Origin of the sequence: Shewanella gelidii, from assembly GCF_014647855.1 — a bacterium.
Lineage (GTDB): Bacteria > Pseudomonadota > Gammaproteobacteria > Enterobacterales > Shewanellaceae > Shewanella > Shewanella gelidii.
In genome coordinates, this window is record NZ_BMPZ01000005.1 from 44,888 (window position 1) to 58,127 (window position 13,240).

A 13,240-nucleotide genomic window follows, 5' to 3' on the forward strand; every position below is an offset into this window, starting at 1 on the left:
GAATGGCTGCAATGTATCCCACTTTTCCAGAATCATCAGCCATTGTCAAAAGAACATGTCAGTAATTCGTTTGATGTCTAGACATTTGTGCCGAACGTAGAAGATGCTTATGTTTAGTCATTCCTGATGTATGGTCAATTATTTCACCGATAAGAGATGAGCTAGCTGGTTTGACTGTATAGTGGTTCCTTTGTATTGATTCTTGCTAGAGGAACGCATGGTGTTTGTTCTTCTTGCAGAAGTTGTCAAGCCTGGGTTTTCTCCAATTCATCGGTGCTACAACTGGAATTTCTTCGAGTTTTTCTTGAATGCTCGCAAGTCGGTCAGTACATGTCTAGTGTTCAACTGGGTTTGTTGCTTATGCTGTTCGCCAGTGTTGTACAGTACGAGACGATCACTATTTTTGCTTCGCATCGAAGCGACCATGAATCGGATTAAGTCCGCACGAGTTAGCTGTTTTATTTGCTCTACGACATTTTCTCTTTGATTAAACTGATGATCTTTGTTACCGATACTAATCCAGTAACGCTGACTGCGAGTTTTTAAGTTGCTATCAGATTCAAGAATTTGTTGAATTAACCCGAGCTTTGTTGTTTCCCACTGTTCGTTGGTGATTTGTAAAACTGCATAATTGAAATCTGCGATAAACTCATCAATGGCTTCAAGGAGTTGCAGAGGGCCAGCAGAAGGAGATTGGACATAAAAAATCATCCCTGGGTGGCGGTTTAGGGGCAAATAACCAGTACCTACCATATACCCAAGCTGACGTTTAGTCCGTAGTTCGTTAAAAAATGTGGATGACATGGTATGATTTAGCAAACTAAATAGCGCCATGTTTTCGGGTGTCGAGGTCGTTGACTGGTAGTAGACAATTATCGCGCTATCTTGATGCGCTACTTCTAATTCTCTGAATAATGTTTTGCAGCCAGTTAGGTTGATGAGCTCTCGGGTTGACTCTGTACTGGGCTGACTGACTTTGCTTAGGGTTGCTTGTACGGAGGTCGCTAGGCTTTTCGCTTCAGTACTCAGCCAATCACCGTAAACAAATCCTTCGACATGGGTGTGCTCATAGAAATCATCAATATGAGAATTTAGGTCTTCGAGTGTCACGTCTTCTAAGCAGTCAGCAAGGCGTTTTGGTTCGTAGCTATATTTCTGTAGAGTGACGGTTAGACTGGTGAATAATTGAGAAATGGGCTTGGTCTGCGTCGTATTAATCCAATTTCTAATAAGCTGATTTTTTATTTGAGTAAAGCGTTTTTCAGTAAAAGCTCTCTCTCTTCCTTTTTGAAATAATAAAGCGAGCAAACTTTCTTGTTTGCCTGTGTAACCACTTAAATGCAGTGTGAGCCCACCTTGGTGAGAGTAGATACTGTAGTGTAGCCCCGCGATTTCTGCTTGATAGGTGTGTTCGTTCAAATAGTCTGATAATAATTCAATGTACAGCTTAGTCATTGCTGCTTGAAGCGGTGTTTTACAAGCAACCTGGGAATCTACAGAAAGATATAAATGACCTTTTGGGACGTTGAAATGATCATCCTTTTTGTGCCAAAGCGTAAAACCTGGCTGTTGATGAATGATGAGCGGTTTTGCGGCGACATTAGGTTCACTGCGGGTTTGTGCATCTTCAATTATAAATGGGTTTTTAGTTGGAAGAGTCAGCTCAGCCCTTACTCCATTGACTTGCCAAGCCTGCAGTTGTTTTTTAGTAAAGTTTTCGATGTGGTAGGGGGTGTGGTACCAATCTGCAGTTCTTTCAGTATCAAGATCTTGTGCTACGATCTGTAGGCGCATATTTTGCGCGTTCATCAGTGCCAATAGTTGCTGCGTTTCTTCGATATCAAGGCCATCCATACGGTAGTCTCCGACTACTAGATCAGCTGCAGGATAGTGATGCATATTAATGCTAAGGTGACTGACTAAATCGAGAGACTTGATCTGCTCTTGGTACTTGAATGCAATATTGAGTAGATTTGCACGTTCTTGATAACGCCAGCTTTCTAACCCTTGAGTACGTATCAGCTCAATGTATTCAAATGTTGCTAATACGATAGTATCGACGTTCGCTAAGCCTTTATCTGTCAACTGAAAGGTGATGGCATAATCTTTAAAGTTGTACCCACTCACTCCGCCACCTGCGGACATGTTGTTTGCAAGGCCACGCAGTTTCAGATAGGACAAGAGGCTGCCGGGGCCTTCATTCCCAAGTAAATGGCTGATGAAAGTGAGAGGCTTATGCCGGTATAGGCGCTCAACTGCAGGTAAATGGAAGTTGAGGCTTAGCCGTTTTTGCTCTTTCAGGGGCACAATGTTGATTTGTTTGCCAAGTTCATTCGGTGTAAAAAGTGGTGTGTCGTGATAAGACTTTTCGATATCTTGGTTTTTGATATTCCCAAAATAAGCCTCTATCATTGCTTGTGTTTTTGACAATTCAATCGGAGCTACAACGCAAAGGGTCATGAGATTAGCGCTATAATTTTGATTATAGAAGGTTATCAATTCTTCACGAAGCTGGTGCTGTTCCCCTGAAAGGGTTTTAAGATTGCCGACCGAAAACTTAGCAAAAGGGTGTGCTTGGTTTGCTGTTTCTTTTTGAACTTGGTATACCCGACGAATATCATCTTTTAGTTTCAGGCTGTATTCTGATTCAATAGCTTGGCGCTCTCTATCGACAAGGTCTGCGGTAAACAAAGGTGCGATGAAAAACTGGCTAAAGCGGTCTAAAGCTTCTTCAAAAACGTCCGCTGAAATACTAAAGAAATAATTGGTATGTTCGGTGCCTGTCCACGCGTTGTTACTCCCACCATGTTGGTTAATAAAGGCATGGTATTCACCAGACAGAGGGTACTTTTGCGTTCCTAAAAATAGCATGTGCTCCAAAAAGTGAGCCATACCTTCTCGATCTTCAGGATCGTCAAAATGGCCCACGTTAACAGCCATAGAAGCCGCAGCTTGTGTCGCCATTGTATCTTGGATTAATAGGACCCGTAGCGAGTTCTCCAGCGTAAGATATTTATACTGCCGATGATCATTAGGGCTGATTGTTATTTGCTCAGATCGAGTCAATCGGAATGCCTATTCTTTTTTTTACTTACTATATAGTGATGGGATAAGGCGTTTTTAGCAAATATATGCGAGGTTAATCGACTAAAGATTAACAAATTGAAGGTTTGTTGTAGGGCGATTTAACGCTACAATCAAAGTTAGATTCTAAAATATTGTTTAGCTAGCGAGAAAAGGTGTATGCAGCTGTATTTGATGCGTCATGGTGAAGCTGGATTCAATGCAGCTTCTGACAAGGAAAGAACCTTGACGAATTCTGGACGGTATCACACAAAGCTCATGAGTAACTGGCTGTGTCAGCAGGTTGCTGACTTTGACCTAGTACTGGTTAGCCCGTATCTCCGTGCGCAACAAACTTGGCAGGAAATCAGTCAACATTTTCCATCACCTCGCAAGTGGTTGGTGTTGGACGATATTATTCCTGCAGGGGATCCAACAACTGCAGCGGATGTCTTATTAGCTTATGCTGAGCAGTATAAAGCGGATAAAGTTTTAGTGATTTCTCATATGCCGCTGTTGGGTTACCTTGTTGCTGAGCTGGTGAAAGGCGTGGAGCCGCCCTTGTTTGCAACCTCTGGTATTACAATGATCGATAAACACGGCGAATCTTGTAGCATGGGATGGCAACAAACCCCCCATACCATTAGTTAGGTTTTAGTCTGCTGAGCCCAAACATCTTCGTGATTTAACGCTTGTACTCTAATTCACCTAAGTCCATCAATACCAATAATGATGAATGTCCTCCCCACTCTTTGGGAGCCTGATGAAAAGCAATAACCTGTGGGTGCTGAGCTAACCACCTAGGAACTTGCTGCTTCAAGGTGCCACTTCCTAATCCATGCATGACGCAGCAGCAGTGAATGTTTTGCTTCACGCAGGCGTGTAGAAGCGCACTCAGTTCACTTTTTGCTTCAGATTGACGAAGGCCGTGCAAATCCAAAAGCAAATCAGGCGTATAGTCCCCCCGTTTTAGCCGCTTTAAATGAGCATTTTCTTCATGATTCCTCACCCATCGCATTGGACCTTCTTCAGGGAGTAAAGGCTGATAAGTGTCTGAAAAATAAACCTCCGCATGAACCTGTTTGCTTGCAGGCGCAGCAGCTCGCTTTTTTTGCACGGGCTGGCGAAATTGGTGTTTGTCTTGTTTCAATGGCTTTATATCAGCAAAAGTAGCTGAAAAATCATCCATTGTTTGTTTATTCTTAGGATTATTCATTAGGCTATTTTATTGAATCTCATGCCATATGAATAGACTTCAGTTACAATGAGCCGGTATTAAAAAGCTGGAGTTTGTTTTGGATAAAATTTTTGTAGACGAAGCGGTAACAGAGTTACGCACAGTTGGTGATATGTTGCGCTGGGCAGTGAGCCGTTTTAATGACGCTAACATCTACTATGGTCACGGTACCGATAATGCTTGGGATGAAGCAGTATCACTCGTATTTCATGCGCTACACCTGCCCGAGGAAATCGGTCAGCAGGTGATCCATTCAAACCTGACCAGTAGTGAGAAACATAAAATTGTCGAATTGATTATTCGCCGTGTTCAAGAACGATTGCCGGTTCCTTATTTAACAAACCAAGCGCGGTTTGCGGGGCTTGATTTTTACGTGGATCAACGTGTGCTTGTGCCTCGTTCGCCTATCGCAGAGATGATAGGAAATCGATTTAGCCCTTGGCTATATAACAAGCATGTAAATCGAGTCCTTGATTTATGTACGGGTAGCGCGTGTATTGCGATTGCTTGTGCTTACGAGTTTGAAGAAGCAGAAGTTGATGCACTTGATATCAGCGAAGATGCTTTAGAAGTTGCGCAAATTAACGTTGAGTCACTTGGAGTGATGGATCGTGTGTTCCCGATGCAGTCTGATTTATTCTCAGCGATCCCCAAAGGGCCGCACTATGATCTCATTGTGTCAAATCCGCCATACGTGGACGCAGAAGATATAGGTGATATGCCAGATGAGTATCATCATGAACCAGAACTAGGTCTTGCGTCCGGTTACGACGGTTTGGATCTCACGAAAAAGATCCTCGCGAATGCCGCAGATTATCTGACAGACGATGGATTACTTGTTGTTGAAGTTGGCAATTCAATGGTGCATTTAATTGAACAGTATCCTGATGTTCCTTTCACCTGGGTTAATTTTGAACATGGTGGCGATGGAGTTTTCGTAATAACCCGAGATCAACTGGTTGAAAATGCAGCTTTATTTGTTCAATTTAAGGAAAGCGAATAGTATTCATTGGCAAAGAGATGCCGAATAGAGCTACTCTTATTTTAACTTAGCAATGTTATAGAGGTGTAAGAAGAAGGATGGCAGGAAACAGCATAGGTCAAAATTTTACGGTGACAACTTTTGGGGAAAGCCACGGAGTTGCACTTGGTTGCATTATTGATGGTTGCCCGCCGGGGTTGGCGTTGTCAGAACAAGATATGCAACACGATTTAGACCGCCGTCGACCTGGTACTTCTCGTTACACCACCGCAAGACGTGAAGCCGATGAAGTGCAGGTGCTCTCTGGGGTTTTCGAAGGTAAAACCACGGGAACCTCTATAGGGTTACTGATCAAAAATACCGATCAGCGTAGCCAAGATTATTCAAACATCAAGGACTTATTCCGCCCTGGGCATGCCGATTACACCTATCAGCAAAAATATGGCACGCGTGATTATCGAGGTGGCGGCCGTTCTTCTGCTCGTGAAACAGCTATGCGTGTCGCAGCAGGTGCTGTTGCAAAGAAATATTTAAAGCGAGTTCATAATATCGAGATTTATGGTTACCTGTCTCAGCTTGGCCCGATTGCCGCTGAGCAAGTTGATGTTGCTCAAATAGAACAAAATGCTTTTTTCTTTCCTGATGCATCTAAGCTAGATGCTTTAGATGAATATATGCGTGACCTAAAAAAGAGTGGTGACTCGATTGGTGCCAAGGTCAGTGTAGTGGCAAGTAATGTTCCTGTTGGTTTAGGTGAGCCTGTTTTTGACCGGTTAGATGCCGATATTGCACATGCGCTGATGGGAATTAACGCGGTAAAAGGTGTTGAAATTGGAGACGGCTTTGATGTTGTTGAGCAAAAAGGCTCAGAGCATCGGGATTTAATGTCCGTCGATGGGTTTGAGTCGAACCATGCGGGAGGGGTGTTAGGTGGTATTTCATCCGGTCAACCGATTGTCGCGCATATGGCATTAAAACCAACATCTAGTATCAGTATTCCTGGTCAGAGCATGACCAAGCAAGGCGACACCGCTGATGTTGTGACTAAAGGTCGCCATGATCCTTGTGTTGGGATCCGAGCGGTTCCAATTGCAGAGGCGATGCTTGCGATTGTGTTGATGGATCACCTGTTAAGGCATCGCGCGCAAAATCACGATGTGCAAACATCCACACCGATTATCGGCATGAAATAGTTAAATCGATTGAACGAAAAACCCAGCAGAATATGCTGGGTTATTTTTTGAGTTTTATTCCTTTTGGGTGCTACTCATATGACCCAGAGAGGCAATGATCATTTCATGACCGAACCCCTACCACAGAAACTCCATTGGCTGAGTGCATGCTACTTTTTCTTCTTCGCCATTCTTGGGATTATGGTGCCGTATCTCGGTGTTTTTTTTGATCATCGAGGCTTTGATGCTCAGGAGATAGGCCTGTTACTCGCAATACTCATGGCGACTCGCATCATTGCACCCAATATTTGGGCCTTTGTCGCCGATAAATCTGGTAAACGGACAGAACTGATCCAATGGGGCGCGGGTGCAGCTGCGTTAAGCTATTTGAGCTTTTTTTATGAAGGCGGTTTGGTTTATATGGCTGCCAGCTTGGCCATTTACTCTTTTTTCTGGAATGCAATCTTAGCCCAGCTTGAAGTGGTCACGCTTGAAACGCTGTCTGACAAAAGCTATCTGTATGGGCGAATCAGAAGTTGGGGGAGTTTAGGCTACATTGTTTTGGTTATCGGAGCCGGTTATGCCATAACGTTGTATGGCCCAGAAGTGGTGCCTAAGATAGGTCTGGCCTTGTTTATGGGAATGTTCATTAGTAGCTTACTGCTGCCCTCTGACAACAATATGCGACGCTCTGTTGCGAATAATAAAAAACTTAACATCAGTCGCCCAATGATTTGGTTTTTAATATCTGCGCTGTTTTTACAAATGAGTGCAGGACCCTTCTATGGTTTTTTTGTCTTGTATCTTCGAGATATTGGCTACTCTGAATCTATTGCTGGTTTCTATATTGCGTTGGGGGTATTTGCTGAAATATTTATGTTCGCAGTCACCCCTCGTTTCTTATCTAAATATGGCGTAAAAAAGTTACTAATCACAAGTGTTGGATTTACAGTGATACGTTGGCTACTTTTGGGTGTCGCCGCAGAGCAACCTTTATTATTAGCGCTCAGTCAAATATTGCATGCTTTTACTTTTGGTTTGACCCATGCCGCCTCTATTCACTTTATCCATCAACAATTTGATAAGCACCATCGAAGTCAAGGTCAGGCGCTATATGCTAGCTTGAGCTTTGGCGTTGGGGGGGCTTTAGGTACATGGCTTTGTGGCATCATATGGGCAGATGGAAGCGGTGCATTCGATGCGTGGATGTTTGCAGCTGCTTGTGCCACCATATCTTTAGCTGCCGTATATTTAATCCGTGAACAAACGATAATCCAGTGACTTCATGGGGCCGGTAGAAAGTTTAGGTATGACAGTTCAGGTTTCCGTTTTAAACCGCACTCATTGAGTGAAAAGATAAAATAGTGAAAAGATAAAATAGTGAAAAGATAAAATAGTGAAAAGATAAAATAGTGAAAAGATAAAATAGAGAAAAGTGAGATATGCGCCAAAAATTTCGTTTGGGGTTATTAATTAACCCGGTTGCTGGTTTGGGCGGCAGTGTCGCCTTGAAGGGAAGTGATGGTGTTGCTTCACAAGCCATCGCTCTCGGTGCCAAACCTCAAGCGAGCCATCGAATGGCTCAAGCATTGGATATCTTTGTCAAATATGCCGATGAAATCGAGGTGGTAGCCGCAGCAGGCCTAATGGGAGAGGATTTAGCTAAAAGCAAAGGCTTTACTACACAAGTGATAGATACTTTAAACTCTGCACAATTTGGTGAAACAACTGCCTCTGATAGCCGTCATTTTGCCAGTGCAATGATGACTCAAAATATTGACCTGTTACTATTTGCTGGGGGCGATGGCACCGCGCGGGATATCTATGCTGCAGTTGGCGATTCTCTACCCGTATTAGGCGTGCCTGCAGGCGTCAAAATTCATTCAGGTGTGTATGGTATTACTCCGGTTGCCTCAGGCATGGTTGTTAAACAGTTGCTTGAAGGGGAGCTTGTTTCGCTTATGACGGCAGATGTGATGGATATCGATGAGGCGCTGTTTCGGCAAGGCAAAGTCATGGCTAAACGTTATGGGGAAATGCAAGTTCCAGCGGAACCACGATATATTCAAGCTGTGAAAATGGGTGGCCGGGAATCAAATGAATTGGTATTAGCTGACATTGCTGCTGAGGTTATTGAGCAAATTGAAGGTGAGACCGTCATTGTTGGCAGTGGCAGTACTGTGGCCGCTGTCATGCAGGAGTTGTCATTAGACAATACCCTATTAGGTGTGGATGTGATTGCATCGGAGTCTTTACTTGCTTCAGATGTTAAAGCGAATGAGCTGATAGACATTGTCAACCAACGTCGCTTAGACTCCTTGCCTGTAAAATTGATGATCACTGTAATTGGTGGACAAGGTCATATATTAGGACGCGGCAATCAACAGCTCACCCCCGAACTGTTAAAAATGATTGGTAAAGAAAATATTTTGCTCGTCGCGACAAAAACCAAATTAAAAGCACTTGAAGGACGACCATTAATTGTAGATAGTGGCGAACCTGAGCTCGACCAATGGTTATCAGGGTACTATCGCGTGATAACCGGTTATCGTGATTATGTGATGTATCAGGTGAGTAGTCCAGTTTCTGAAGCATGATGAAAATGAGCTGCTGGTTATTTAATTTTTGCGCACTCGGCGATGTTCACAATGTGTGTTTATGGAAAGAGTATACGGAGAAAGCATGTTAGAAAAGTATGAGCAAGTCATTGATCAGTGGATAGAAGATATCGTAAACAATGGTGATGATGATGCTCTGTTTGCCAGTGGTTATTTGCAAGGGCACGTCGCAGTGGTTTTAGCAAAGCTAGATGATGCTCAAGAGTCAGATTTCGCAGCACTTGAAAATAATATGGCTGAATGTATGGCGCTTGCGAGAAAAGAACTCGAAGATGCTGATTTTGCCTTGGTGCAAACCGCATGGCTTGATTTGCGAGATCGCTTGTTAGCTTGATGCTATGGTGGCCTGCTTAGAACAATGGACTGGATTTATTTATCCTGTCCTCAATGAATGCCTGCATTTGCAGGCATTTTTATAGTGATTGGCTCTAGCGTTCATCAGATATCTTTACCTTTCAGCAGTTTTCGCAGCCACATTCTATTTGGGTTGAGTAGCGCAAGCGTATTGTAATTTGTGGGGATAATATCACCGCATATTTGCGCCGCTAATATTTCGGCTGCGAATGGTGCGGAACATATGCCCCTTGAGCCGAGCCCCCCCAAAACGTAAAGGCCCTCGATAACCGGTGCATGGCATTGCTTCCATTGTTGAATCGCGGTTTGTTTGCTTTGATTATCTTTTGATAGCCTTTGCTGATATAAGCTGTATATGCGATCTACATCAGGGGCTAGCCCAACCATAGGAGCATGATCTCGAGTCACCATTCGCACGCCCACTCTTGAATCTTGCCCACTGATATCAATTTCCTTTATCCAATTCGTTTCGGGGTAGCAACTGGCTATTTTTGCTTGATTGTCATTTTGCTCTTGTCGGCAATGGCTTAATGAAGTTGCATTTTTGATGTAACTCGCGCCGATGCAATGGATGCTGTTATGTTGAGGTGTCATGTAACCTTGTGCACATAGTACTGTTGATATTTGGTTCAAAGTTGCCGTCGTTGGGATATGGCTGACTTGTCCTCTAAATGCCGTTGCAGCGAGCTTTCTAGTTTGTTCAAACTGATTGAACCCTTGTCCATTGGCAAGGACGATTTCAGAGAATGGGCCAAATAGTGTTTGGGTATCAACTTCAGTTTCAGTTTCAGTTTCAGGAATCGTGCTCAGGTACCAATCACCATCTTGCTGAAATACTTTTTTTATTTCAGTGTTGAAATGGATTTCAGGGGTCGACAGTTGCTTTGCTTGTGCTACAGCCGCTTGCGTGAACTCATGTGGGCATACCCAGCCACCCAGCGGGTAAAATAGACCGGGTTGGTTAATCTGTACCCCGGCCAATTGATTTGCTTGTGCTGCATCGACACGATGCATGATATCGCGTGGCCAGTTTTGCCCTGAGGAGATTTTATTGAGTCTTGCACTACTGCGGGCGTCATGCCCCGTTTGCAAAACACCACAAAAATCATGACTAATCTGTTTCCCTGAGCTCGTTAGGTTGAGGATCCGTTGGCGGCTATATAGATAAGCTTGCTGGTAAAATTGACTTAAAGGGCCGTTATCAGGTGTGAGTAAAGGGTACAGTGCGCCTTGTTTATTACCTGATGCCGCTTTTGCGAAGCCACTGTCTCTACAAAACAGACTTATGCTTTGATTTCTCTCCGCCAATGAAAGCATTAAGCTGGCGCTGGCAATTCCACCACCGATAATAGCTATAGACCGAGCTTTCACATTTAACGAAGCATGAGTGGGGTCGTTGCTTGGTGTGATATCTGCCGCTGACGGGTGACAATATCGATATGGCTGGATGATAGACTGGCACAACATGCTTCTTTCTTGAGATAGCATTTGAGCATCTTTTTGTGAATGCTTTTGCGTCGATTTAAGAATGGCGTCGTGTGAATTCTCGAATTGTTCATCAATACGCTGTTGCTGATTGCTTTCTAAGTTTTTCTCGTAAATTAAACTGTCTTTGTTTGATTGGGGCGTATTTTCTCCAAATAAGTTTAGTGGTTCGAACCCAGCTTCAGTAGCAAATTCACGCAATGATTCCGACCATTTTTTTGTCGAGTAACATGGCGGATATAGCCTTTTGCTCATTCTTGCCATTTGCCAAAACGTATGTGTATTCCAACGGTGCTCTGTTGGCGGGGCAATACACCAAAAGTCAATGAGTGCTGTGGGTTGGGGGATGATGTCATTCAGTCGAATGTTTTTATCTCCAATATGCATGTCGATGATGCAGTTGTCGCTGATGTGCAGCCTTTGTCTTGGGATTGAATGACTCAGAAGCTGTTGGGTAAATTTTTGGGTGTATTTCTCTAGGGTTATTGAGGCTTTACTATCTTCAAGTTCACTATTCATTTGCTTGAAAACACGATCAAGAACCAGCGGGTTTATGTCTGGGACAAACAGCTGTATTTGTAATTGAATTGGCGAAATTAACTTAGCTCGCATGAGCGATTCATGAACACAGAGTAGCTCTGGCAAGAATTGTAAGCAGTCAAGCCCGACTAACCCAAGAGATAGCAATATTTGGGAATGCGATAATTTGGTGTGTTCGTGCAGACAAGCATTCGTTTCGTCAGTACATTGGCAATATTGCCCAAGTATTGCAGTTAGCTTGCGAATGCGATTTGCATCGAAGTGAGCACTTTGAATATAGGATTGTGGAAAAGTCACAATTAAAGCCTCACAATTGTTCGACAACTCAGGGGTTAAATCTATAACATTGCTCAAAAAAATAACCTTTATTTAGATGTGTGCACATATTTTAACTTGGATTTTGGAAAGCTGACCACTTTAATGCCTTAAACCAAGTAAGATAAGCCAGCGAAAATAGTTCTGACATGTACGGAATGGATAGTAAATAATGAAAAGAGTCGTGATCACCGGAATTGGTATTGTTTCAAGTATCGGTAATAACAAGCAAGAAGTGACTGAATCTCTCAAGGCAGGTCGTAGCGGTATTACACGATCAGAGCAATTTGAAGAGATGAAACTCCGTAGTCAAGTATGGGGTGATCTTAAAATTAACCCTGCAGACCACATAGACCGTAAAGCGCTCCGTTTCATGGGGAATGCTGCGGCCTACGCTTATATTGCAATGAAAGAAGCAATTGCAGATGCCGAGTTAACTGAAGAGCAATATTCAGATCCTCGTGTGGGCATTATTGCTGGTACAGGTGGTGCATCATCATCTAACCAAGTTCAAGCTGCGGATACCCTCAGAGAAAAAGGTGTGAAACGCGTAGGCCCATATATTGTGCCTCGTATTATGTCCAGTACTGCAAGTGCATGCTTAGCAACACCTTTCAAAATTAAAGGTATGAACTATTCTATTAGCTCTGCGTGTGCAACGAGCGCCCACTGTATTGGTCATGCCGTTGAACTTATTCAAATGGGTAAGCAAGATATGGTCTTTGCAGGTGGCTCGGAAGAGTTGGACTGGACTTTGACCATGGGCTTTGATGCGATGGGAGCGTTATCAACAAAGTATAATGACTCTCCAGAGCGTGCTTCGCGTACCTATGATGCTGACCGTGATGGCTTTGTCATTTCTGGCGGTGGCGGTATCGTCGTCGTAGAAGAGCTCGAGCATGCATTGGCTCGCGGCGCGAAAATTTATGCTGAAGTTATCGGCTATGGCGCATCTTCTGATGGCTATGACATGGTTGCACCTTCGGGTGAAGGCGCAGTTCGCTGTATGCAAATGGCGCTTGCTGATGTCGATACTCCGATTGATTATGTCAATACACACGGTACCTCTACGCCTGTTGGTGATGTGCGCGAGCTTGAAGCACTGAAAGAAGTATTCCCTGAAAATGTACCTCCGATTGCGTCAACTAAATCTTTAACTGGCCATGCTTTGGGTGCCGCGGGTGTTCATGAAGCGATTTACAGTATGTTAATGATGGAGCAAAGCTTTATTGCAGCGAGTGCCAATGTTGAAACTCTGGATGAAAAAGCTGTCGGTATGAATATTGTGACTGAGCGTCGTGATGCAGAGCTAAATACGGTGATGAGTAATAGCTTTGGCTTTGGTGGAACCAACGCCACACTGGTGATGAAAAAATATAAGTAGTCAATCATGCGTTAAGCACGGATGTTCAATTTAAAAAGGGAGCCTCAGCTCCCTTTTTTGTTGCCTTGAAAAGTGATGGGGTGCGCGAGT

Annotated in this window: 10 protein-coding genes; 7 read left to right on the top strand and 3 right to left on the bottom strand. The window is 43.6% G+C overall.

Annotation, left to right across the window (positions count from 1 at the left end; translation table 11 throughout):
* Window positions 1-276: 276 nt before the first annotated feature.
* Window positions 277-3,066, bottom strand: a complete 2,790-nt coding sequence (locus tag IEY18_RS10740; RefSeq protein ID WP_188920656.1) for an insulinase family protein — start codon at window positions 3,064-3,066, stop codon at window positions 277-279.
* A 177-nt stretch (window positions 3,067-3,243) separates the two neighbouring features.
* Here IEY18_RS10740 and sixA point away from each other — a divergent pair, with 177 nt between their 5' ends.
* Window positions 3,244-3,714 (top strand): phosphohistidine phosphatase SixA, encoded by a 471-nt coding sequence (gene sixA / locus IEY18_RS10745; protein ID WP_188920658.1) that lies wholly within the window; start codon window positions 3,244-3,246, stop codon window positions 3,712-3,714.
* A gap of 34 nt (window positions 3,715-3,748) precedes the next feature.
* On the opposite strand, the gene smrB is transcribed toward sixA, so the two are convergent.
* The gene (gene smrB / locus IEY18_RS10750) at window positions 3,749-4,279 is read right to left on the bottom strand and encodes an endonuclease SmrB (protein WP_188920661.1); all 531 of its coding nucleotides are present in this window, start codon (window positions 4,277-4,279) and stop codon (window positions 3,749-3,751) included.
* A gap of 79 nt (window positions 4,280-4,358) precedes the next feature.
* Between smrB and prmB the strand changes: the two genes are divergently transcribed.
* The 5 genes from prmB (at window position 4,359) to IEY18_RS10775 (ending at window position 9,406) form a co-directional block, all read left to right on the top strand.
* Window positions 4,359-5,303, top strand: coding sequence for a 50S ribosomal protein L3 N(5)-glutamine methyltransferase (prmB, locus tag IEY18_RS10755; RefSeq protein WP_188920663.1), 945 nt, complete (start codon window positions 4,359-4,361; stop codon window positions 5,301-5,303).
* 77 nt (window positions 5,304-5,380) lie between these two features.
* A complete protein-coding gene (gene aroC / locus IEY18_RS10760; RefSeq protein ID WP_188920666.1) occupies window positions 5,381-6,475 on the top strand; it encodes a chorismate synthase in 1,095 nt (364 codons plus the stop codon).
* Window positions 6,476-6,580: 105 nt separating this feature from the next.
* Window positions 6,581-7,735: an MFS transporter gene (locus IEY18_RS10765; RefSeq protein ID WP_188920668.1), complete on the top strand. Its 1,155-nt coding sequence runs from the start codon at window positions 6,581-6,583 to the stop codon at window positions 7,733-7,735.
* Window positions 7,736-7,896: 161 nt separating this feature from the next.
* The gene (locus IEY18_RS10770; protein ID WP_188920670.1) at window positions 7,897-9,051 is read left to right on the top strand and encodes an ATP-NAD kinase family protein; all 1,155 of its coding nucleotides are present in this window, start codon (window positions 7,897-7,899) and stop codon (window positions 9,049-9,051) included.
* 85 nt (window positions 9,052-9,136) lie between these two features.
* A complete protein-coding gene (locus tag IEY18_RS10775) occupies window positions 9,137-9,406 on the top strand; it encodes a YfcL family protein (protein ID WP_188920672.1) in 270 nt (89 codons plus the stop codon).
* A gap of 104 nt (window positions 9,407-9,510) precedes the next feature.
* On the opposite strand, the gene mnmC1 is transcribed toward IEY18_RS10775, so the two are convergent.
* Window positions 9,511-11,805, bottom strand: coding sequence for an FAD-dependent 5-carboxymethylaminomethyl-2-thiouridine(34) oxidoreductase MnmC1 (gene mnmC1, locus IEY18_RS10780; protein ID WP_188920674.1), 2,295 nt, complete (start codon window positions 11,803-11,805; stop codon window positions 9,511-9,513).
* Window positions 11,806-11,938: 133 nt separating this feature from the next.
* On the opposite strand from mnmC1, the gene fabB reads away from it, so the two are divergent.
* On the top strand, window positions 11,939-13,150 hold the full coding sequence (gene fabB, locus IEY18_RS10785) for a beta-ketoacyl-ACP synthase I (protein WP_188920676.1): 1,212 nt from the start codon (window positions 11,939-11,941) through the stop codon (window positions 13,148-13,150).
* Window positions 13,151-13,240: the final 90 nt, after the last annotated feature.